Source organism: Actinomadura sp. 3N508 (assembly GCF_044326375.1).
GTDB lineage: Bacteria > Actinomycetota > Actinomycetes > Streptosporangiales > Streptosporangiaceae > Spirillospora.
Genome location: NZ_JBIRAX010000013.1, coordinates 190,859 through 212,727, shown reverse-complemented (window position 1 = coordinate 212,727; position 21,869 = coordinate 190,859). Strand labels below are relative to the sequence as shown.

The following is a 21,869-nucleotide window of genomic DNA, read 5'->3' as shown; positions in this document are numbered from 1 at the left end:
TCCAGCACCAGAACCCCCATACTCGTCCGGGATGAACGGGATAGCTGCGGCCTTCAGTGCGACCGGTCTCTACTACCTCGGGTTCGCCTTCTTCAAAGTGGCGGCGGACCGGATGGCCCCGCTCCGGGGCAACCGGATCCTGCACATGACCTGGACGATCGTCACCAACTGGATCTTCCTGATCGCGCTCGGGTTCGTGCTCGGCGGGCTCAGCCTGCAGATCCTCGCGCTCAGCAGGCTGCCGCTGTCCACGGCGGTGCCGATCTTCATGTCGGGGATCGTGCCGCTGCTGCTGATCGCGCTGGTGTTCTTCGGCGAGCGGCTCACCCCGCGCGAGTGGCTGAGCCTGCTGCTGATCGGCGGCGCGATCCTGCTGCTCACCGCCTCGCTCAGCGGGGACGAGCCGATCGGCTCGGCGGACGCGCCGCTGTGGAAGATCGCGGTCGTGGTGGGCCCGGCGGTCGCGGTGCCGGTGCTGATCCTGGTCCTCGGCGACTACCGGCCGGACGGTCGGCACGCGCGGCCGGTCACCGGCATCGCCTACGGGCTGAGCTCGGGTTTCCCGGTCGGCACCGCGGAGCTGGCGATCAAGGGGTGGAGCGACCACGCGGACGCCGCCCGGCCGGAGATCGCCCTGACCCCGTGGCCGTACCTGACGGTGTTCTCGGCGGCGATCGGGTTCGGGATCATGGTCATGGCGTTCCAGCGCTGCCGGGTCTCGATCGTCTCGACCGTGATGACGGTGACGGCGAAGACGTACCTGCTCACGATGGGGACGTTCCTGTATGCGGAGCAGTGGCCGCAGGACATGGCGCATTCGGGGATGCGGCTGGGCGCGCTGGCGCTCGGCGTGATCGCCGTCCTGCAGTTCCCGCGCCACCGGCCCATCGAGGACGAGCCGCGGGAAGCGTCCCATGAGGCAGTGTCGTCGGCGCAGGAACCGGTGAGGAACCCGCTGCTGCGGGAACCGGCGCTCAGCGAGCACGGGGTGCCGCTTGCCGCGCCGGTACCGGAATCCGCGTCGGTACCGGAATCCGCGTCGGTGCCGCCGCAGCGTTCACCGCACGCGCAGGATCTGCTCGGGCAGGGGCCTTACAACCGTCCGGAGCCGACGCCGCCGCGGCGGCCCGTCCGTCCGCAGAATCCCGCTCCCACGGAGACCGGGGCGGACGGGCGCTGGCGCGGCTTCACCGACTAGCGCTTCTTACGGTCCTTCCGCTCGTTGCTGGGCAGGCCCTTGTCCAGGCCGGCGCGGCGGAGGGCGTCGGCCATGGCGCCTCCGCCGCCCTGCCCGCTCTGCGCGGGCTGGCCGGATTGGCCACCTCTGGCGCCGCCGCCCTGGCCGCCGCCCTGGCCGCCGCCCTGGCCACGGCCTTCGCCGCGCGGTTTCTGGCCCCCGCCGCGGTTCGGGCGGCCGCCGCCCTCGCGCCGGTCGCCGCCCTGGCGGCCCCGCTGCCGCCCGGCGCCACCCTGCTGGTCGCGGCCGGGCTCGTCGTCCAGGCGGAGCGTCAGCGAGATGCGCTTGCGCTGCAGGTCGACGTCCATGACCTTCACGCGGACGATGTCGCCGGGCTTGACGACCTCGCGCGGGTCGGAGACGAACTTGTCGGACATCGCGGAGATGTGGACGAGCCCGTCCTGGTGGACGCCGACGTCCACGAACGCGCCGAACGCGGCCGCGTTGGTGACGACGCCCTCCAGGATCATGCCGGGCTGGAGATCGGCGAGCTTGTCGACGCCCTCCTTGAACGTCGCGGTCTTGAACGCGGGGCGCGGGTCGCGGCCGGGCTTCTCCAGCTCGGCGAGGATGTCGGTGACGGTCGGCAGCCCGAAGGTGTCGTCGACGAACTCGGCGGGCTTCAGCGAGCGCAGCGCGGCCGTGTTGCCGATGAGGGCCTTGATGTCGTTGCCGGCCGCGTCCAGGATCCGCCGGACGACCGGGTACGCCTCCGGGTGCACGCTGGACGCGTCGAGCGGGTCGTCGCCGCCGGGGATGCGCAGGAACCCGGCGCACTGCTCGAACGCCTTCGGGCCGAGGCGCGGGACGTCCTTCAGCCCGCCGCGGCTGCGGAACGGGCCGTTGGCGTCGCGGTGCGCGACGATGTTCTCCGCGAGCCCCTCGCCGATGCCGGACACGCGGGTGAGCAGCGGCGCGGACGCGGTGTTCACATCGACGCCGACGGCGTTCACGCAGTCCTCGACGACGGCGTCGAGCGAGCGGGACAGCTTCACCTCGGACACGTCGTGCTGGTACTGGCCGACCCCGATCGACTTCGGGTCGATCTTGACGAGCTCGGCGAGCGGGTCCTGGAGGCGGCGGGCGATGGAGACGGCGCCGCGCAGCGACACGTCCAGGCCGGGCAGCTCGCGTCCGGCGTACTCCGACGCCGAGTACACCGACGCGCCCGCCTCCGACACCATGATCTTGGTGAGCTTGAGGTCGGGGTGCCGGGCGATCAGGTCGGCGGCGAGCTTGTCGGTCTCGCGGGACGCCGTGCCGTTGCCGATGGAGACGAGGTCGACGTTGTGCTCGCGGGCCAGGCGGGCGAGGGTCTCGATCGACTCGTCCCACTTCCGGCGGGGTTCGTGAGGGTAGATCGTGTCGGTGGCGACGACCTTGCCGGTGGCGTCCACGACGGCGACCTTGACGCCGGTACGCAGGCCCGGGTCGAGGCCCATGGTCGTGCGGGTCCCGGCGGGGGCGGCGAGCAGGAGGTCGCGCAGGTTCGCGGCGAACACGCGGACGGCCTCGTCCTCGGCCTCCTGGCGGAGCCGGGTGCGCTGGTCGATGCCGAGGTGCACCAGGATCCGGGTGCGCCACGCCCAGCGGACCGTGTCGGCGAGCCATTTGTCCGCCGGACGGCTCTGGTCGGTGATCTGGAACCGGCGCGCGATCTCGACCTCGTAGGAGCTGCGCTGCCCGGGTTCCGGTTCGTCTTCGGGTTCCAGGTCGAGGTCCAGCACCTCTTCCTTCTCGCCGCGGAACAGGGCGAGGACGCGGTGCGAGGGCAGCTTCGCGAACGGCTCGGCGAACTCGAAGTAGTCGGAGAACTTCGCGCCCGACTCCTCCTTGCCCTCCCGGACGCGCGAGACCATCCGGCCCCGGTTCCACATGCGCTCGCGCAGCGCGCCGATGAGGTCGGCGTCCTCGGCGAAGCGCTCGACGAGGATCGAGCGGGCGCCCTCCAGGGCCGCGGCCGCGTCGGCGACGCCCTTCTCCGCGTCGACGTACTCGGCGGCGGCGGTCTGCGGGTCGTTCGACGGGTCGCCCAGCAGGAGGTCGGCGAGCGGTTCGAGACCGGCCTCGCGGGCGATCTGCGCTTTGGTGCGCCGCTTCGGCTTGTACGGCAGGTAGATGTCCTCGAGCCGCGCCTTGGACTCGGCCGCCACGATCTGGGCCCGCAGCTCGTCGGTGAGCTTGCCCTGCGACTCGATCGACTCCAGGATCGCGGCGCGGCGCTCGTCCAGCTCGCGCAGGTAGCGCAGCCGCTCCTCCAGGGCGCGCAGCTGCGCGTCGTCGAGCGTCCCGGTCGCCTCCTTGCGGTAGCGGGCGATGAACGGGACGGTCGCGCCGCCGTCGAGGAGTTCCACCGCGACCCGGACCTGCCCCTCCCCCACGCCGATCTCCGCGGCGATGCGCTGGGTGATGGGCGGCGGTCCGTCATGCCCGGCGGACGTCTGGCTCTTGGTCGCTGTCACAGCTCGTATTTCGCTTTCAGTCTGAGTTGTCCCACAGGAGGACCCCGGGTCCGTCCGGGGTGTGGACGGGGATCCACGCCTCGTCCAGCTCGCCGGCACGGCTCTCGTCGAGCCGCAGCGGAACGTGGTCGGGGACCCATTCGCCGGTCCGGCCGGACGTCCAATAGTGGATCACGCCGACCGCCGACCGGACGCGTTCGAGCAGATCGGCGGAGAGCCCGCCACCGGCGCGGCCCGCTCCCCGCATGGCCTTCTCAAAGATCTCACGGAGTTCGAGAAGCCCGTCCCGCCCGCTCGCCCGGTTCGTGCCGCAGAGGGGGACGAGGTATCCCTCCACACCGCCGAGCAGGTTCGCGGTACCGCCGTACTGCTGCTGATAGACGATCCCCGTACCGGCGCGGACGACGACGTACAGCCAGTCGCGCTGCCCTCCGTCCGGGTCCAGGAACACGTATCGCACGAAGGAAGGGTAGGTCTAAGCCCACCTCCACCGCCGGTGAGAGGGGGCCTAACACCACCGAGCCTCGGACGACCGTCGCCCACAATGGGGACGAGGCCGGGATGTACCGGACATAGGAGCCGGGATTCACCGGGCAGAGAATTCGTGGAGGTACAGGTGAGCGACCGTGAGCTGGTCATAGGGCCGCGTCTCGGCGTGTACGGGCGGCGTGCCTTCACCAACCTCGTCCGCGCGGTCGTGCAGATCGTCGTGGCGTACGTGGCGAACCTGCCGCTGTTCATCCTCGCGGTGCTGTCGATCGCGTTCATCCCGCTGGGCGTCGGGGTCGTGCTCACGCCGGTGGTGTTCCAGGCGATCCGCGGGATCGCGAACCAGCAGCGGGTGTGGGCGGCGGAGTGGTCGGGCGTGGAGATCGCCGTCCCGTACCGGCCGGAGCCGCCGGGCGGGCTCGGGCCGTTCGGGCGGCTGAAGTGGCTGTTCTCCGACCCGGCGACGTGGCGCGACCTGCTCTGGACGTTCCTGAACGTGCCGCTCGCGCTCGTCCTCGGGATTCTCGGCGGGCTGCTGAGCGTCTACGGGCTGGAGGGCATCGTCCTCGCGCCGTGGCTCGGGCAGATCACCGGATACGGGTGGGGCCCGTTCTGGCCGCTGGACGACTACGGCGTCTTCGGAATCGTCGGGTCCGTCGTGCTCGGTGCGGTGCTGCTGGTGGTTTCCGTCCCGGTGGGGCCGTTCTTCCTGAAGGCGCACGCGCTGTTCTGCCAGTCGCTGCTCGCGCCGACGCGGGGCGCGCTGACCGAGCGCGTCCAGCGGCTGACGGAGACGCGGTCGGAGACGGTGGACGCGTCGGCGGCCGAGCTGCGCCGCATCGAACGGGACCTGCACGACGGCGCCCAGGCCCGGCTCGTCGCGCTGAGCATGAACATCGGGCTCGCCGAGGAGATGATGAAGCACGACCCGGAGACCGCGCAGCAGCTCCTCGCCGAGGCCCGCGCCGCGAGCGGGACGGCGCTCACCGAGCTCCGTGACCTGGTGCGGGGGATCCATCCGCCGGTGCTGGCCGAGCGGGGGCTGGACGGGGCCGTCCGGGCGCTGGCGCTGGGGCTGCCGCTGCCCGTCGACGTCCAGACCGACCTGCCGGGACGTGCCGACGCGCCGGTCGAGTCGGCGGCGTACTTCGCGGTCGCGGAGATGCTCGCGAACGTCGTCAAGCACTCGGCCGCCCGCCGCGCGTGGGTGCAGATCGAGCACGACGGGGCCCGGCTGCTGATGATCGTCGGGGACGACGGGACGGGCGGCGCCGACCCCGCGCACGGGTCCGGCATGCGGGGGATCGAGCGCAGGCTGGCCGCCTTCGATGGGACCATGGCCGTCACGAGCCCGCCCGGCGGGCCGACCGTCGTGACCATGGAGCTGCCGTGCGCGTTGTCATCGCCGAAGATCTCGCCCTCCTCAGGGACGGACTGATCCGCCTGCTGGGCGCGTTCGGTTTCGAGGTCGTCGAGGCCGTCGACAACGGGCCCTCGCTGCTGCGGGCGCTGACCACGCACCGCCCGGACGTGGCGGTCGTGGACGTGCGGCTCCCGCCCACGTTCACCGACGAGGGGCTGCGGGCCGCGCTGGAGGCCCGCCGCGAGATCCCCGGGCTGCCGGTGCTGGTGCTGTCGCAGCACGTCGAGCAGCTGTACGCGCGGGAGCTGCTGTCCGACAGCACGGGCGGCATCGGCTACCTGCTGAAGGACCGCGTGTCGGACGTCAAGGTGTTCGTGGAGGCGGTCCGCCGGGTCGCCGACGGCGGCACCGCCCTCGACCCGGACGTGGTGGCGCAGCTGCTGACCCGGCACGCCCGCGAGGAGCCGCTGCAGCAGCTCACTCCCCGCGAGCGCGAGGTGCTCGGGCTGATGGCCGAGGGCCGGTCGAACGCGGCGATCGCGGGGAAGCTGTTCGTCACCGAGAAGGCGATCAGCAAGCACACCAACAGCATCTTCGCCAAGCTCGGGCTGCCGCAGTCGGAGGACGACAACCGCCGCGTCCTCGCCGTCCTCGCCTACCTGGGCGCTTGAGGCGTCTACTTCGCCCAGGGCGGGACGAGCCGCTCGTCACCTTGTGGGGCGATGTCGCATTTCGTGTCGTCGACGACGGCGTCCGGGTCGTAGGCGAGGCAGCCGGCGTGGGCCGCGACGACGGCGGTGAACCCGGCGTCCGGGCGCGAGGTCATCTGGCGCGGGACGCCGGCGGGCAGGACGACGGTGTCGCCGGGGCCCGCCTCCAGCTTGCGCCCGTCCAGGTCGATGGTGGCGGTGCCGTCCAGGAACGTCCAGATCTGCTCGGTGTCGAAGGCGTGCAGCGGCCCGGTCCTGCCGGGCGCCATGTCGACGCGCCAGAGCGCGATGCCTTCGGTGCCGCCCTGGGTGGGCGTCGCGAAGGTGGTCATGGTGCCGTTCGGTGTGCCGGTGCGGCGGCTTTCGGCGGCGCGGATGAGCGTCATGAGCCCCGATCCCCTAAGTTAGACAATGTGGTTGTCCATATAGTCAACGAGGTTGTCTTTTATGTCAACTGATGAGCCCCCCGCCGGGCCCGCCGACGCGCCGGGGTACGAGCTGCCGCTGCGGCTGTTCCTCGCGTTCCGCGTGATCATCGACGAGGTGCACGCCGAGCTGGCCGAGCAGGGGCATCCCGGCCTCCGCCCGATGCACGGCTTCGTCTTCCAGGCCATCGGCCCCGACGGCACGACCGCGGTCGAGCTCGGCCGGCGGCTCGGGGTGTCCAAGCAGGCCGCGGGCAAGATGATCGAGTCGCTGGAGCGCGCCGGGTACGTCGAGCGCGCCGCGGATCCCGCCGACGCGCGGCGCAAGCTCGTCCGGCTGACCGCGCACGGGGTCGACTCGCTGGCCCGCTCCGCGCGGATCTTCGACCGCGTCCGGGACGACTGGGTCGAGCGGCTCGGCGCCGGCCGCGTCCGCGCCCTGGAGGACGATCTCCGCAGGGTCACGCCGGACGATCCGTGGCGGCTCGACGTCCCCGGCTGGTTCGGCTCCGCCTGAAAATTCTTCGACGGTTTGAGCCCGTATGTGCCCAGGCAGCCGCTTAGACCACCTGCACCGATGCGTCCAACCTGCCCAGAAGCTCTTGAACGCACCGTTCCACCCGGTTACGATCCACCCAATTCTTAGGAAAGTTTCCTAAGAATTGAGCGGGGATTCCTGTTTGCTCGGGGGCCGAACGAACGGAGAATCATGTCAAGACCGGGCGGACGGCGGGCCACGGTGCTCGCCGGCGCAGCAACCCTGGCGGTCGCGGCCGCCCTGCTGGTGGCGCCTCCGGCGTCGTCGGCAGGGACGGTCACCGCCGAGTGTAAGAAGACGCAGGACTGGGGCACCGGCTTTGGCGGCTCGTGCACGATCACCAACGGGACGAACGCCCCGCTGAGCGGCTGGAAGCTCGAAGCCGACCTGCCGGCCGGGACCAGCGTGACGTCGGTGTGGAACGCCAACCGGGCCGTTTCCGGGAACCACTACACCTTCACCAACCCGACCTGGAGCAACACGCTCTCGGCGAACAGCACGACCAGTTTCGGGTTCAACGGAACCGGTTCCGGCTTCTTCACCGGTTGCAAGATCAACGGCGCGTCCTGCGACGGGGGCGGCAACGGCGAAGAGGACCTCGAGGCTCCCACCACCCCCATGGGCCTCCGCCTCGTCAACAAGTCCGCCACCACCGTCGGGATCGCGTGGGACGCGTCCACCGACGACGTGGGCGTGACCAGCTACGACGTCTTCCAGGGCACCAGCAAGGTCGCCTCGGGAAGCGAGACCGGCGCCAACATCACCGGTCTCACGCCGAAGACCGCTTACACCTTCACGGTCAAGGCGAACGACGCCTCTGGAAAGAGCTCCCCTGCTTCCGCTCCCCTCCAGGTCACCACCGACGAAGGCGGCAACGGCACGGCCGGCAAGGTCATCGGCTACTTCGTCAACTGGGGCGTCTACCAGCGGAACTACCACGTCAAGAACATTGACACGAGTGGCTCCGCGCGCAAGCTGACCCACATCAACTACGCGTTCGGCAACGTCCAGGGCGGCCGGTGCACCATCGGCGACGGGTATGCCGACTACGAGAAGGCGTACGGCGCGGACCAGAGCGTCGACGGCGTCGCCGACACGTGGGACCAGCCCCTGCGCGGCAACTTCAACCAGCTCCGCAAGCTGAAGAAGAAGTACCCGAACCTCAAGGTGCTGTGGTCGTTCGGCGGCTGGACCTGGTCCGGCGGCTTCGGCCAGGCCGCGCAGAACCCGGCGGCCTTCGCCGAGTCCTGCTACAACCTGGTCGAGGACTCGCGCTGGGCGGACGTGTTCGACGGCATCGACATCGACTGGGAATACCCGAACGCCTGCGGTCTGACCTGCGACACGAGCGGCCCGGCCGCGTTCACGAACCTGATGAGCGCGCTGCGGACCAAGTTCGGCTCGAACAACCTCGTGACCGCGGCGATCACCGCTGACGCCAGCTCGGGCGGCAAGCTCGACAAGGCCGACTACAAGGGCGCGTCGCAGTACGTCGACTGGTACCTGCCCATGACCTACGACTACTTCGGGGCATGGGACGCGCAGGGACCGACGGCGCCGCACTCGCCGCTCACGTCCTACCCGGGCATCCCGCAGCAGGGCTTCAACACGGCGGACACCATCGCCAAGCTGAAGTCCATGGGCGTCCCCGGCAGCAAGCTCCTGATGGGGCTCGGCTTCTACGGCCGCGGCTGGACGGGCGTCACCCAGAAGGAGCCCGGCGGCACCGCCACCGGACCCGCACCCGGCAAGTACGAGCAGGGCATCGAGGACTACAAGGACCTCAAGGGACGCTGCCCCTCGAACGGCACCATCGCCGGGACCGCCTACGCCCACTGCGGTAACCAGTGGTGGAGCTACGACACGCCTGCCACGATCGGCAGCAAGTCGGCCTGGGCCGGATCCGAAGGCCTCGGCGGCGCGTTCTTCTGGGAACTCAGCGGTGACACCGCAAATGGCGAGCTCATCAACGCCATCCGATAGCCGTCTCGGCTGAGCTGTTCGCAGAGGGGGTCCTCCCAGCCCCTGAAGACAGCCGAGACATCGGGCCCCTGACCAACCGGACGCCGGTCAGGGGCCCGCCCTTGGCCGCACCCCGGCCACGGGCCCTGGCCCTTTCCCGGCGCCCCCCGCCGCCGGGAAAGGGCCCTTATCGTTCTCCGGCTCAGTTCTCGGATCAGTTCTCCGGATCAGTTCTCCGGATCAGCTCTCGGCGCGGGTCTCGGTACGGGCCAGAACGGCGCGGGCACGGGCCTCGCCGGACGCGTTGCCAAGGCTGCGGTACAGGTCGAGGGCCTCGCGGGCGGGGGCGGCGGCCGGTTCGCGGTGGCCCGCGTCCAGCAGCACCTCGGCGAGGGCGCGGCGGCTCCGGGCCTGCCACCAGCGGTCGCCGAGCTCGTCGAACGCCTCGACCGCCCGCCGCAGCGCCTCGGCCGCCTCGTCGTGCCGCCCCAGCCGGCCGAGGGCGCGGCCCTCCGAGATGCGGGTCCGGGCCAGGCCCCAGGTGTCGCCGAGCGCCTCCAGCGTCCGCGCGGACTCGCGGACGAACCGCAGCTCCCGCAGCCCGTTGCGCGGGTCGCCGGTCTCGCCCGCGGCGCGCAGGCAGCGGGCCGCCTCCCACTGCTCGCCGCGCAGCCGGAACGCCTCGATCGCCCGCTCCAGCGTCGGCGCCGCCAGGCTGTGCTTCACGTCCGCGGCGGCGATGTCGCCGGACGCGCGGAGCGCCCGCGCCTCGGCGGCCAGGACCTCCCCGAGCGCGCGGAGCGTCTGCGCCTCCGAGTACCGGTTGCCGTTGCGCTGGAAGACCCCCAAAGCCTGTTCGAGGAGGCCGCGGGCCTCCTCGTAGCGGCGCTGGGCGAGGCGCAGTTCCGCGAGGTTGCGCTGCGTCCTGGCCCGCCACCAGGCGTCGCCCTCATCCGCGAACGCGTCGATCGCCTCGATGAGGTAGTCCTGTCCCTCGTCGACGTTGCCGGCGTCGCGCAGGCACATGCCGGCGGCGCGCAGAGCGCGGGCGCGCCACCACATCTCCCTGCCGCCGGTGAAGATGCGGAGGGCTTCGGACGCGTCGTTGTACGCGCTCTCCATGAACCCTTGGTTTCCCTGGACGGACGACCGTTCGAGCAAGGCGATCCCCACGGCCTGGTCGTCGTCCATGTGGGTGGCGACCGTGTAGGTCAGTTCCGCCGCCGCCCGCCACTCCGGCCAGAACACGCGCAGCGAATGGAACAGCGAGCACGTGGCCCGGCCAAGCCGCCACACCAGACTCCACATCTCATGCTCCGCGCCTTGCGCGAGCAACGCGAGAAGGGCGGGGCGTTCGCTGGTCAGCCAGTCGAGCGCCGAGTACTCGGAGACGGGCGCCTCCCCCGCCCGGCGGTGCCAGTCCTGGGGCCAGCGGCTCGCGGCGACGCGTTCGGCGCGCTCGCGGTAGCCGTCGAGGACGCGGTCCAGGGCGGCGTCGCGCTCGTTCTCCGCGTCCTCGACCTCCGTCCGTTCCAGCGCGTACAGGCGGACGAGGTCGTGCAGCCGGTACCGCATGTGCCCGGTCGCGTCGGTCCCGGAGCACTCGACGAGCTGCGCGTCCACCAGGGCCTCCAGCTGGTCGTCGCCCTCCAGGTCGGACACGCCGAGCAGCGCGCCCGCCGCCCACGCCTGCACGTCGGGCGCGTCGAGCATGGCCAGGGTGCGCAGCAGGCGGCGCTGCGTCCGGCTGCAGTCGTCGTAGCTGAGCGCCAGGCTCGCCCGGACGCTGGTGTCGATGTCGCGGGCGGTCTCCAGCTCGTCGAGGCGGCGGCGCCGCTCGTCCTGGAGCCGGTCGGCCATCGCGCGCGGCGTCCACGACTCGCGGGCGGCGAGCCGGCCGCCGCAGATGCCGATCGCGAGCGGCAGGTACCCGCACAGCTCGGCGATCTCGGCCGCCGCCACCGGGTCGAGCGCGATCCGCTCCGGCCCGGCGAGCCGGCCGAGCAGCTCCACCGCGCTCTCGCCGGTGAACTCCCGCAGCCGCCGGTCGACCGTGTTGCGCAGGTGCAGCGGCTGCCGCGACGTCACGATCACGGCGCAGCCACCGACCGGCGGCAGCAGCGCCCGCACCTGGTCGGCGTCGCGGGCGTTGTCGAGCAGGACGAGGATGCGGCGGCCCTTCGTCCACGTCCACCAGAGCTTCTGCAGCTCCGGCAGGCCGCCGGGATCGGTGGACAGCCGGACGCCGAGCGCCTGCAGGAACCCGATCAGCACCTCCTCCGGCGCGACCCGCGCGTCGGCCGTGCCGCGCAGGTCGAAGTACAGCGCCCCGTCGGGGTAGCCGGCGGCGATCTCGTGCGCGAACCGGGCGGCCAGCGACGACTTGCCGACCCCGGCCGGGCCGTGCAGCGACACGACCAGCGGCGACGCCGGGGAGCCGGTCCCGTCGGCGGCGGCGCGGCGCAGCAGGGCGAGCGATCCGTCCCGCCCGGTGAAGTGCGCGATCACGGGCGGGAGCTGCGCGGGCGTGACGCCCTGCTCGATCTCGTCCCGCCCGGCGGGACGGTCGCCGGGCCCGCCCTGCTGGGTGGTGCCCCACGCCGCGATCCCCGCCAGGAGGGCGACACCGCCGGTGACGACGACCTGGACGGGGGCGGCGAGGTCCAGCGCGTCCAGGGACGTCGTCACCGCCGTGATCACCGCGGTGAGCCCGCCCACGATCCACGGCGCCGCCAGCCGCGCGCGCCTGGGATCCTGCCCGTCCGGCAAGGGTCTCGCCGCCCCGGTGGACGTCTCGTCCGGCATCCGGTCCCACCGCCCTCCGCCCTCGGTCACGTCCCGGATCCCCACGATCGTGGGGGTTCCGATCCGTTTCCACCCCTTTACGAATGATCACTCATCCCGGGGAACGGAAGATGAACGGAACGTGCGGCCGGGCGGGTGCGGACGACTCAGCCGGTCTGCAGCACCGCCTCGATCTCCAGGACTATCTGGACCTTCTCCCCCAGCCCCAGCGCGCCGCCCGGGACGGTGGCGCGATCGCCGATGCCGAACTCCAGCCGGTTGATCTCGCCGGTCGCGGTGAACCCGGCGCGGGCGCCCTTGAACGGATCGTCCTGCCGGAACGGGTCGGGGCCGAAGCCTTCGACCTCCAGGGTGAGCGGCACCGGCCTGGTCGTCCCGTGCAGGGTCAGCTCGCCGTCCAGGACGTAGCCGTCACCGTCGCGGCGCAGGCCGGTGGAGCGGTAGGTCATGGTCGGGTAGGCGGCGACGTCCAGGAAGTCCGCCGACCTGACGTGCTCGTCACGCTGCGCGTTGCCGGTGTCGATCGAGGCGAGGTCGATGGACGCGGTCACCGTGGAGCCGAGGGGGTCGTCGCCGGTCACGACGGTCCCCTCGAACGTCCCGAAACGGCCGCGGACCTTGCTGACCATCAGATGCCTGATCGTGAACCCGACGCCGGAGTGGACGGGGTCGATGGTCCAGGTGCCCGCGATGTAGCCGGGAACCTCGACAAGCTCGGTCGTCATCATGTCTCCTGGGGTTATGAAAGGTAAGGCGGTTCCGATCGGGAACCGTCTCCATGGTGCGGACACCCTCGGAGTCGGCACAAGAAGGCACTTTTTTCTGCCTCGGTCACCTGGAGAGAACCATGGGATTGCACCCGCACGCGGCGAGCTGCCGGGCCCGCGAGATCCTCGACCGGGTCGGCGACAAATGGTCGCTGCAGGTCATCGCGCTGCTCGGCGAGCGCACCAAGCGGTTCACCGAGCTCAAGCGCGAGATCGAGGGCATCAGCCAGCGCATGCTCACCGTGACGCTGCGCGGCCTGGAACGCGACGGAATCGTCAGCCGGACCGTGTATCCGGTGATGCCGCCACGCGTCGACTATTCGCTCACCCCACTGGGCGCGACGCTGATGGACGCGGCCAACGCCCTCGTCATGTGGGCCGAATCCCACCTGGACCAGATCGACGCCGCCCGCGCCGACTACGACGCCCGGCTCGCCGAAACCGAAGCGCTGAAACAGACGTCCTGAGCCTGGCCACTACGGCGCGAGATCTGCGTCACAGAAGACGCAGACGTAATGCTCGTCCTTAACAACATTGAGTTCTCTGCAACCAGCACAGTGCCGGAAAACGAAAAGGGCGGTGAAGCCGTCCGGCCTTTCCAGTCCGGCGCGATCGAGCGCGTCCGCCACGGCAGGCCAGGATTCCGCACCGGGACAATAGCCCGTGGACTGGTTGCTGACCTCCGTGACGCTTCTACCCTCAAAGCTGATTTCGCCCGCCGCCAGGACGTTCCGCCCACCGGCACACGCGACATGTTCGCTCCGGCGCGGGGCGACCCGGAGCATCCCGTCGAGACCGACGACATAGGTGAACGGCTCGTCCTGCGGCAGCCGCTCCACATCCGCGGCCGACCCGATGGGCTCGCCCTCCAATCCTGGGCGCACCCGCGCGAGCAACTCCGCAGGCCCCACATAGGCGTACATGCAATCCACGGTAAGACGAGCGCGTTCGCACGCGCGATGGGAAATCCGTGTGCCCCCACCTCCCGCCGCGAGGTAGCGTGGTCGGCGATGGACCTTCACGAGGTGGGACGGCGAGCTAGCCGCGCCGAGCTGGGGAACGAGCAGTCGTGCCCGGCCCGGCTCGGCGGTGTGCGCCGTCATCCCATCGACCTCGTGAGGCCGTTCCATGCGCTCTGCTGACATTCGTTCGACATTCCTGGACTTCTTCCAGAAGCGCGACCATCGCGTCGTGCCGTCCAGCCCGCTCATCCCGGCAGACCGCACGCTTCTGCTGACGAACGCGGGCATGAACCAGTTCAAGCCGTACTTCCTAGGCGAGACGACGCCTGACCATTCCCGTCTGATGACCGTGCAGAAGTGCGCGCGGACGTCCGACATCGAGAACGTGGGCCGCACCACGCGGCACTCGACGTTCTTCGAAATGCTCGGCAACTTCTCCTTCGGCGACTACTTCAAGGCCGAGGCGATCTCCTGGGCATGGGAGCTCTTCACCCGCCACTACAACCTCGACCCGGAACGAATCTGGGTCACCGTCTACCTGGACGACGACGAGGCCGAACGGCTCTGGCGGCGCGTCGGCGTTCCCCCAGCGCGGATCCAGCGGCTCGGAATGGAGGACAACTACTGGTCGATGGGCGTGCCCGGCCCATGCGGACCGTCCTCCGAACTCCACTACGACCGGGGCCCGTCCTTCGGACGCGAAGGCGGACCTGCCGTCGACGGCGAGCGCTACCAGGAACTATGGAATCTCGTCTTCATGCAGAACCTCCGCGGCGAGGGAACCGGCAAAGGCGACTACCCCGTCATCGGCGAACTGCCCGCGAAGAACATCGACACCGGCCTCGGCCTGGACCGTCTCGCCACGATTCTGCAGGACGTCGACACGGTATGCGAGACGGACCTCCTGGAGCCCACTTTCCGGCTCGTCCAGGAAATGGCAGGCCGCGAATACCCGGGACGCGACGGAAGCGACGATTCCACCTCCATCCGCATCGTCGCGGAACACTCCCGGTCGATCGCGTTCCTCATCGCCGACGGCGTCCTGCCCGCACGCGACGGCCGCGGCTACGTGCTGCGCCGCCTGATGCGCCGCGCCATCCGCCACGCGCGCAAACTCGGCATGGACGACCTGACCCTGCCCGCCCTGACGACCAGCGTCATCGACAACCTGGGCGAGACCTGGCCGGAACTGAGAAGCCAATCCAGCCTGATCCACCAGGTCGTCACGGCCGAGGAAGAGAGCTTCGAACGAACACTCCGCCAGGGTTCCCAGATCCTCGAATCGGCGATCGGCCGCGCGCGGACCACCATTCCCGGACGCACCGCGTTCGAACTGCACGACACCTACGGTTTCCCGATCGACCTGACCCTCGACGCCGCGCGCTCGGCGGGCCTCACGGTCGACGAGAACGAATTCGCGGAACTCCTCGAAGCCCAGCGCCGCCAGGCGCAAGAAGCAGGCCGGAACCGAAGGGGCGGCACCGTCGCACGCCAGGACATCTACCGCCAGATCACCGCGGAACACGGCCCCAACACGTTCGTCGGCTACTCCACCACAACAACGGAAACAAGAATCCTCGCCCTCCTCGGCCCCAGCGGACCGATGCAAAACGCGGGCCAAGGCTCCGACATAGACCTGATCCTGACGCGCACCCCGTTCTACGCGGAATCAGGCGGCCAGGTAGGCGACACGGGCACCCTGCACACCTCCACCGCGACACTCCAGGTCCTGGACACCCAGCCGGGCCTGGACGGGCTGCACGTCCACACGGTCCGCATTCTGGACGGCGAGGTACGTCCCGGCGACGAGGCCGAGGCGACCGTCGACGCGGACCGCCGGGCGGCCACGGCACGGTCCCACAGCGCGACCCACGTCCTCCACGCGATGCTGCGCCGGCTCCTCGGCGACCACGCGGCCCAGCGCGGCTCCCGCGTCGAGCCGGGACGCCTGCGCTTCGACTTCGCGCACTTCTCCCCCACCGACACCGCATCCGTCCAGACCCTCGTGAACGACTACCTCCTGGACGACCCCGACGTCCACATCTGGGAGGCGTCCCGCGCCGAGGCGGAAGCAGCGGGGGCGTTCGCGCTGTTCGGCGAGAAGTACGGCGACGACGTCCGCATCGTGGACATCGGCGACGCGTCCCGCGAACTGTGCGGCGGCACCCACGTCGGCCACGGCTCACAGGCGGGCCCGGTGCACATCGTCGGCGAGTCGTCCATCGGCACCGGCCTGCGCCGCATCGAAGCGCTCACCGGCGCGGACGCCCTGCGCCACTACGACCACCAGCGCGACGTCCTGCACGAACTCGCAGGACTCCTCCACGTGTCACCCGACCAGGCGCCCGCGCGCCTGCGGCAACGCCTGGAAACACTCGCGGAAACCCAACGACACCTGGAAACCCTGCACCGCGCGGAACTGGACGCACACGCCGAACGCCTCGCGTCGCAGGCCGAGAAACTACCGAACGGATGGCTGGTCGCGGCGATCGTCCCCGGCCTGACCAGCGCGGACCTCCGCACCGTCGCCACGACGATCCTGGCCCGCCGACGCGGTGGCATCGTCGTCCTGGGCACGGAATCCTCGGGCAAGGCGGCCCTGGTCGCGGCAACCGACTCCGGCGTCCGGGCCCGCGACCTCCTGACCACCGCCGCACGCGAGGTCGGCGGCGGCGCGGGCGGCAAGGGCCCCATCGCGAACGCGGGCGGCCGCAACCCCGAAAACCTGCCGACCGCGCTCCGCACCGCGGCCACCGAGGCCCGGGCCCTTCTCGGCTGACGAGTTCCGCCGGCCCGGCTGATCTGGTCGGGCTGGCGGGATTTGAACCCACGACCCCTGGCACCCAAAGCCAGTGCGCTACCAAACTGCGCTACAGCCCGCACGCCACCGACGCATGCGATGACCCGAGAAGTCTAGTCCCGATCAGCCCCGCTCCGCGCAACCCCGGCATGACACGTCCGTCCCCGGGACCCTGTACGCTACGGGATGGCGATCGAGGTCCCGCGGGCCTCATCCGCTCGCGGGCGTAGCTCAATGGTAGAGCCCCAGTCTTCCAAACTGGCTACGCGGGTTCGATTCCCGTCGCCCGCTCCCCACGACAAAGGCCCAGGCAGGAATCGTGTTTTCCTGGCCTGGGTCTTGCCGTCTCAGTTGGGTGCGTTTGTCCAGTGGCGGAAGCGGGCGGTGAAATCGGTCATGGTGAGCGCGGACCGGGGGGCGGGCGGGTCGCCCATGGCGCCGATGACGTGGATGAGGGTCGGGCCGTCCGTGTTCGCCGCGCTTGTCAGGGCTTCCTGTAGGGCGGCGGGGTCGTCCACGGTCTCTGTGGTGGCGTAGCCGAAGGTCGCGCCGACGTCGTGTGCGCGGCCGGGGTCGACGACGCGCTGGCCCCCGGTGCTCTCCCATCCGCCGTTCCAGTGCACGATGTGGGTCAGGGGGATGCCGGCGAGTCCGATCGTCGCGGTGCCCGACAGGCCCATGAGGTGGTTGCCGTCGCCTTCGAGCGCGGCGGCGGGACGGCCGGCGAGTGTCATGCCCGCCGCCACGGCCGGGGCCAAGCCCATCCCGGCCAGCAGGTGGACGACATGGTCGCCGTCCCCGGCGGCCACGACCTCGCGGGACAGGAAGCCGTTCCCCACGACGAGGGGGCGGCCGGTGTCGGCCGTCCAGGCGAGCACGGTGGAGGCGAGGGCCGCTCGGGAAACGTGGCGGGTCACGGCTCCACCAGAAGGGCGTAAGGGCGGCGCTTCGTGCGGCAAGCGGCTGCCCGGGTCCGGCATCGGGACGGGTCGGCGCCGTCCTGGGGCACTATGTCGTGTTCGATGCCGACCGCGGTCAGCAGGGGCAATGTTCGGTCGCCCATCACCGTGTGGTGGGGCAGCTTGTCCGCTCCGGCGCCTGCCCAGCCTATGACGAGGGTGAGGGGGACGTCGGCGCCGAAAGCGAGCGAGACGATCGCGTCGAGGGACGTGCCCAGGCCGGCGTTCTTCATGAAGACGGCGTAGCGTTCGCCGGCCAGGTCCGCGCCGACCGCCATGGCGACGGCCACGTCCTCGCGGGCGGTGAACGTCACCGGCATCCGCTCGGACATGGCGTCCAGGACGGCGGCGAGCTGGGAGTCGGGGACGCCGACGGCGCGCCGGATCCCGGCGTGCTCCAGGGCCGCGACGACCGTGGCGGCGGCCGTGGGGGCGGGACGGGTGGGGGCGTTCACGACAGGTTCGTCCACCAATCCCACTGGAACGGGCCGAGCCCTACGGACTTCCGCAGCTGTTCCAATGTCGCGGCCACGCGCAGCGACGGGTAGAAGCCCTCCGGGGTGCGCATCGGCAGCACGTCGATCGGGATGCGGTCGCGGACGTGCTCGTCCGCGGTGGCCAGGCAGGCGAGTGCCGCTTCGGCGGTCGCGCGGTCGATGTCGGCGGCGGCTTCGGCGCGGAGCCGCTGGAGTTCGCGGAGCCCGTCGGTGACGGGCGTCGGGGCCGTGCCGAGCGCCAGCAGCAGTTCGGCCTCGCGGGGGGACGCCGCCCGGCCGTCGAGGACGAGTTCGCAGAACGCCAGCCGTTCGGCGGTCAGCAGGCAGGCGAGCAGGCAGGTGGCCCAGTCCTCGGCGTCGGCGGCGGCCTCCGCGTCCTCCAGTCCCGGCTGCACGAGCAGGGCGTGGCTCCAGGAGGCGGCGGTGGCCTTGTCGGCGAACCAGCGCGCGTCGATGGCGGTCATGCCAGCCTCCCGTCGACGGCCGCCGGGTCGGCGGCGAGGGCGATGGCGCCGTAGGTGATCGCCTCGGCGAGGGCCGCCGCGTCCACTGCTTCCAGCGCGTCGTCAAGGGAGTCTGTGCTGAGTTTCAGCGGGTGCAGGAGGTGCTCGCCGACGAGCTGGAAGGTGGTGTCGCCGAAGGTGAAGTCGGGCGTTTCGGCGGGGGTGAGCCGCACCAGCGCGGCCGGGTCGCCGATGCGCAGGCCGAGCCGGTCGGCGTAGCGGGCGAAGTCGGCGGCCGTCGTGACGCGGCGCGCGTCGGCGAGGAGCGCCGGTGGGAAGCCGCAGCGGCGCGCCTTGGCGGGCAGCCACTTGTCGCCGACGAAGATCTCCCCGCGTGCCCGGACGGCCGCCTCGACCGCGCGCTCTGCGGCTCGGGACCAGGCCAGGCCGGCGAGCGGGGCCCTCGCGGCCGCCATGACGACCGCGAGGGCCGCGGCACGCACCGCGATGTCGACGGCCAGGCGGACGAGCGCCGCGGCGATCCGCGCGGTCTCCTCCGCGGTGAAGATCGGCGGGGCTCCGTCGTACAGGGGGACGGCGGTCGCCCACCGGCTGAGGCGCTTCATGTCCGTCATGGGTGGGACGGGGCCGAGCGCGCATCGTCCGCCGAGCAGGGCGACGTCCCGGACGGGCGTCCGCGCGAGCGCGGTGGCCGGGGTGCCCGACTCGTAGTGCACCAGGTCCAGCCGTGTCCGGTCGGCGAAGAACAGCATCGGGACCACGCCCTCGGCCCGTTCCTGGACGAAGACGTGCAGGTCGACGTCGCTGCCCGCGTTCCCGAGCCCGGCCGCGAGCGATCCGACCAGGTACACCTCGTCGCCCTCCAGGCAGCTCCCGAGCACGTCGATGACCTCCTCGGGGCGCAGGCTCACCGGCCGCAGTGCGGCCCGGACCGCGTCCCCGCACATCAGCGCCTTCATACCGGCTGCCCCGTCCGGCCCGCTGCCTGCACTGTCTGATCCGCAGGTTGCACTGTCCGGCCCGCAGGTTGCCCCGGCCGGCCGGCCGGGTGTCCCGGCCGACCGGTGCGGCGGAAGTCCTCGCTGAGATCCAGGAGCTCGCCCATCGGGGCGATGCGGCGCTCCAGCTGGGTGAGGCCCTCGCCGCTGCGGATCGCCGCCAGGGTCTGGTCGAGCGTCCACACGGTGGCACGCAGCAGCTGGTTCGCGTAGATCGCCATGCGGTAGCCGAGCCGGCCGAGCGCGCGCAGCGAGATGTGCGGGTACGCCGTCGGGATGCTCACCAGCGGCGCCGGATGCGTCCACCGCCGGGCCACCTCCAGGGCCTCACCGCCGTCCTTCTGCCGCGTGTGCAGCAGGACGAGGTCCGCGCCCGCGTCGGCGTAGCGGACGGCGCGGGCCAGCGCCGCGTCCATGCCCTCCTGCGCGATGAGCGCCTCCGTCCGCGCGATCACCAGGAAGTCGGGGTCGAGCGTGGCGCGCCGCGCCTCGGCGATCTTCTCCGCGAAGCTCTCGACGTCCTCCAGGTCCCGCGGGCCGCCGCCGAGGAAGCTGTTGCGCTTCGGGAAGGCGCTGTCCTCGACGCAGACCCCGGCGATGCCGCTGCCGCTGAAGTCCCGGACGGCCCGGATCCACGTCTCCACCGTGCCGTAGCCGTTGTCGGCGTCCACCACGAGCGGCAGGTCCGACGCCGCCGCGATGGACCGGGACGCGGCCAGCATCTCCGCGAACCCGAGCAGGTTCCGGTCGGGCAGCCCGTGGACGGCGGACACCTCCAGGCTGCTCGCCCACCCGCCGTCGAATCCCGCCCGCTCCGCCAGCCGGCTGACCAGCGCGTTGTGCACCCCGACCAGGGCGACCGGGAGCTCACCCCCGGCCATGACGGCGCGGCGCAGCCGCGTGGAAGGTCTCGTCCCCATGTCGTCTCCTCGTTCGGAACTCGCTGGATCGTCCGCGGCCCCCGGTCCGGATGCGTCAGGCGGCCCACGGGCGCGGTTCGGCCGACGCGACCCGCGAATTCGCGTCGGCCCAGAAGGACAGTGAGAGGGCCAGGGCGTCATGGACGGCGGGCAGGAGCACGGTCGGCTCCGGGGCCTCCGCCATCGACACGTACGGGACGAACTCGCTCAGCAGCTCGATGACCCGCAGCTGCCGGCCGGTGAGCGTCGTCCGGGCGAAGGGCAGGAAGAACCGGTCCCAGCGCTCCGCCGAGATGATCGGCGGCGGCGCCAGCCGTGACGCCCCGTGCCGCGCCCGCCATCCGTTGATCGCCGTGAAGGAGGCCTGCACCAGGTCCTCGGTGGTCAGCGCGGCGGTGCCGGTGCCGAGCACGACCGGCCCTGCCCGGTCCGCCGCGGGACCGGCGTCCAGGGCGGCGAGGACGGCGTCCGCGACGTCGTCCACGGGCACCATCTCGACCGTCCCCTTCGGCTCGCCCACCATCGCGGGCGCCAGGCCCGTCACGCAGGCGCGCGCGAAGGTGTACAGGCCGGAGAAGCGGGCGATGTGGCCGTCCGTCCGGCGGCCGATGATCAGCGGCGGGCGGACGACGGTGCACCGTGAGTGCTCCGTGACCAGGCGCTCCGCCGCGGCCTTCGACCATTCGTAGGAGTTGCGGTAGTCGGACAGCCGCGCCGACGACGTGTCGCCGCGCAGGCCGACCGCGAACGCCGTCGACACGTGCACCAGATGGGTGTCGTCACCGACCAGCTCCAGGACCGCCTCGGTGCTCTGGACGTTGCCCGCCCACGCCTCCTCGGGATCCTGGTTCCAGCGTGTCGTCGCGGCCGCGTGGACGACCGCGTCGAACCGGCGCGGCAGCTCGTCCGGCGGCGGCTCGGCCCCCATCCGCCAGCGCAGCACGCCCTCGTCCGGCGTCCCCCGCCGGCTGACGGCCACGACCTCGGCACCGCGGCGGCGCAGCGACCCGAGCAACTCCGAGCCGAGCACCCCCGTCGCCCCGGTGAGCAGTACGCGCGTCATCATCCGGTGACCGCCCTGCGTTCCAGCCCGCGGAGCATTTGCACGCTGTTGTCGCGGATCGCCCGCACCGCCACCGGGTCGAGCATCTGCGCGAGCAGCGGGATGCCGATCTCGAATGCGATGTCGAGCTCGACCCGGGTGCGGCCCGCCGGCTCGGACGTGACCTGCCAGTGGCCGTCGAACCGGTCGAGGTCCCCGTCGAGCTGGTTGAACTCGATCCGGCGGCGCTTCTCGTCGACGCGCTCGGCCTCCGTCCATTCGAGGACCGACCCCTTCAGCAGGACCGACCACGCCGTCGTCCGGGACGTCCCGTTGTCGGCGACGATCTCGACGCTTCGCACGCTTTCCATGTACCGCGGATACGCCTCGACCGCGTGGACGGCCTGCCAGACCGCGTCGGCGTCCGCGGCGATGCTGAGCTCAACCTGAACCTGCGGCATGCCGCCCT

The 21,869-nt window shown here is 71.5% G+C and carries 20 protein-coding genes and 2 tRNA genes; 8 read left to right on the top strand and 14 right to left on the bottom strand.

Translation table 11 applies throughout. From position 1 onward, the window contains the following. The first annotated feature begins 31 nt into the window (after nt 1-31). Nucleotides 32-1,198 carry a hypothetical protein gene (locus ACH34S_RS36155; RefSeq protein WP_395957400.1) on the top strand — a complete coding sequence of 389 codons (1,167 nt, stop codon included), beginning with the start codon at nt 32-34 and terminating at the stop codon, nt 1,196-1,198. On the opposite strand, the gene ACH34S_RS36150 is transcribed toward ACH34S_RS36155, so the two are convergent. Then, nucleotides 1,195-3,699, bottom strand: a complete 2,505-nt coding sequence (locus ACH34S_RS36150; RefSeq protein ID WP_395957399.1) for a Tex family protein — start codon at nt 3,697-3,699, stop codon at nt 1,195-1,197. The two genes, ACH34S_RS36155 and ACH34S_RS36150, sit on opposite strands and share 4 nt — an antisense overlap. A gap of 16 nt (nt 3,700-3,715) precedes the next feature. After that, nucleotides 3,716-4,159, bottom strand: coding sequence for a DUF6210 family protein (locus ACH34S_RS36145; RefSeq protein ID WP_395957398.1), 444 nt, complete (start codon nt 4,157-4,159; stop codon nt 3,716-3,718). A 156-nt stretch (nt 4,160-4,315) separates the two neighbouring features. Between ACH34S_RS36145 and ACH34S_RS36140 the strand changes: the two genes are divergently transcribed. Together ACH34S_RS36140 and ACH34S_RS36135 are read left to right on the top strand one after the other, a co-directional pair. Then, entirely contained in the window at nt 4,316-5,626 is a 1,311-nt protein-coding gene (locus tag ACH34S_RS36140) for a sensor histidine kinase (protein WP_395957397.1), read from the top strand. Further along, complete coding sequence (locus tag ACH34S_RS36135; protein ID WP_395957396.1) at nt 5,578-6,222, top strand: LuxR C-terminal-related transcriptional regulator; 645 nt, start codon at nt 5,578-5,580, stop codon at nt 6,220-6,222. The genes ACH34S_RS36140 and ACH34S_RS36135 overlap by 49 nt, the downstream gene beginning before the upstream one ends. Before the next feature lie 5 nt (nt 6,223-6,227). Here the strand turns inward: ACH34S_RS36135 and ACH34S_RS36130 are convergent, their stop codons facing one another. Next, nucleotides 6,228-6,647 carry a cupin domain-containing protein gene (locus ACH34S_RS36130; protein ID WP_395957395.1) on the bottom strand — a complete coding sequence of 140 codons (420 nt, stop codon included), beginning with the start codon at nt 6,645-6,647 and terminating at the stop codon, nt 6,228-6,230. A gap of 61 nt (nt 6,648-6,708) precedes the next feature. Between ACH34S_RS36130 and ACH34S_RS36125 the strand changes: the two genes are divergently transcribed. Both ACH34S_RS36125 and ACH34S_RS36120 read left to right on the top strand, forming a co-directional pair. Further along, entirely contained in the window at nt 6,709-7,203 is a 495-nt protein-coding gene (locus tag ACH34S_RS36125; RefSeq protein ID WP_395957394.1) for a MarR family winged helix-turn-helix transcriptional regulator, read from the top strand. Between the two features lie 192 nt (nt 7,204-7,395). Continuing rightward, on the top strand, nt 7,396-9,207 hold the full coding sequence (locus tag ACH34S_RS36120; RefSeq protein WP_395957393.1) for a glycosyl hydrolase family 18 protein: 1,812 nt from the start codon (nt 7,396-7,398) through the stop codon (nt 9,205-9,207). 219 nt (nt 9,208-9,426) lie between these two features. On the opposite strand, the gene ACH34S_RS36115 is transcribed toward ACH34S_RS36120, so the two are convergent. After that, nucleotides 9,427-12,021 carry an ATP-binding protein gene (locus ACH34S_RS36115; protein ID WP_395957392.1) on the bottom strand — a complete coding sequence of 865 codons (2,595 nt, stop codon included), beginning with the start codon at nt 12,019-12,021 and terminating at the stop codon, nt 9,427-9,429. A 116-nt stretch (nt 12,022-12,137) separates the two neighbouring features. After that, nucleotides 12,138-12,716, bottom strand: a complete 579-nt coding sequence (locus ACH34S_RS36110) for a YceI family protein (protein WP_395957391.1) — start codon at nt 12,714-12,716, stop codon at nt 12,138-12,140. A 122-nt stretch (nt 12,717-12,838) separates the two neighbouring features. On the opposite strand from ACH34S_RS36110, the gene ACH34S_RS36105 reads away from it, so the two are divergent. After that, a complete protein-coding gene (locus tag ACH34S_RS36105) occupies nt 12,839-13,225 on the top strand; it encodes a winged helix-turn-helix transcriptional regulator (RefSeq protein WP_395957390.1) in 387 nt (128 codons plus the stop codon). A 9-nt stretch (nt 13,226-13,234) separates the two neighbouring features. Here the strand turns inward: ACH34S_RS36105 and ACH34S_RS36100 are convergent, their stop codons facing one another. Beyond that, a complete protein-coding gene (locus tag ACH34S_RS36100) occupies nt 13,235-13,681 on the bottom strand; it encodes a hypothetical protein (protein WP_395957389.1) in 447 nt (148 codons plus the stop codon). A gap of 205 nt (nt 13,682-13,886) precedes the next feature. Between ACH34S_RS36100 and alaS the strand changes: the two genes are divergently transcribed. Further along, complete coding sequence (gene alaS, locus ACH34S_RS36095; RefSeq protein WP_395957388.1) at nt 13,887-16,499, top strand: alanine--tRNA ligase; 2,613 nt, start codon at nt 13,887-13,889, stop codon at nt 16,497-16,499. Nucleotides 16,500-16,523: 24 nt separating this feature from the next. Here the strand turns inward: alaS and ACH34S_RS36090 are convergent. Then, nucleotides 16,524-16,600: transfer RNA gene (locus tag ACH34S_RS36090), tRNA-Pro, on the bottom strand. A gap of 140 nt (nt 16,601-16,740) precedes the next feature. Between ACH34S_RS36090 and ACH34S_RS36085 the strand changes: the two genes are divergently transcribed. Next, nucleotides 16,741-16,811 (top strand) — tRNA-Gly (locus tag ACH34S_RS36085). Nucleotides 16,812-16,867: 56 nt separating this feature from the next. Here ACH34S_RS36085 and ACH34S_RS36080 read toward each other — a convergent pair. From ACH34S_RS36080 to ACH34S_RS36050, 7 genes are read right to left on the bottom strand one after another with little or no spacing between them, the layout of a single operon-like run. Next, nucleotides 16,868-17,437: a thiamine pyrophosphate-dependent enzyme gene (locus ACH34S_RS36080; protein ID WP_395957387.1), complete on the bottom strand. Its 570-nt coding sequence runs from the start codon at nt 17,435-17,437 to the stop codon at nt 16,868-16,870. After that, complete coding sequence (locus tag ACH34S_RS36075) at nt 17,434-17,949, bottom strand: thiamine pyrophosphate-binding protein (RefSeq protein ID WP_395957386.1); 516 nt, start codon at nt 17,947-17,949, stop codon at nt 17,434-17,436. Before ACH34S_RS36075 ends, ACH34S_RS36080 begins: the two co-directional genes overlap by 4 nt. Beyond that, the gene (locus ACH34S_RS36070) at nt 17,931-18,440 is read right to left on the bottom strand and encodes a hypothetical protein (protein ID WP_395957385.1); all 510 of its coding nucleotides are present in this window, start codon (nt 18,438-18,440) and stop codon (nt 17,931-17,933) included. The genes ACH34S_RS36075 and ACH34S_RS36070 overlap by 19 nt, the downstream gene beginning before the upstream one ends. After that, nucleotides 18,437-19,399, bottom strand: coding sequence for a nucleotidyltransferase domain-containing protein (locus ACH34S_RS36065; protein WP_395957384.1), 963 nt, complete (start codon nt 19,397-19,399; stop codon nt 18,437-18,439). The genes ACH34S_RS36070 and ACH34S_RS36065 overlap by 4 nt, the downstream gene beginning before the upstream one ends. Continuing rightward, on the bottom strand, nt 19,396-20,358 hold the full coding sequence (locus ACH34S_RS36060; RefSeq protein WP_395957383.1) for an isocitrate lyase/phosphoenolpyruvate mutase family protein: 963 nt from the start codon (nt 20,356-20,358) through the stop codon (nt 19,396-19,398). Before ACH34S_RS36060 ends, ACH34S_RS36065 begins: the two co-directional genes overlap by 4 nt. A gap of 55 nt (nt 20,359-20,413) precedes the next feature. After that, on the bottom strand, nt 20,414-21,424 hold the full coding sequence (locus ACH34S_RS36055) for an SDR family oxidoreductase (RefSeq protein ID WP_395957382.1): 1,011 nt from the start codon (nt 21,422-21,424) through the stop codon (nt 20,414-20,416). After that, the gene (locus ACH34S_RS36050; protein WP_395957381.1) at nt 21,421-21,861 is read right to left on the bottom strand and encodes a type II toxin-antitoxin system RatA family toxin; all 441 of its coding nucleotides are present in this window, start codon (nt 21,859-21,861) and stop codon (nt 21,421-21,423) included. Before ACH34S_RS36050 ends, ACH34S_RS36055 begins: the two co-directional genes overlap by 4 nt. Between the last annotated feature and the right edge of the window lie 8 nt (nt 21,862-21,869).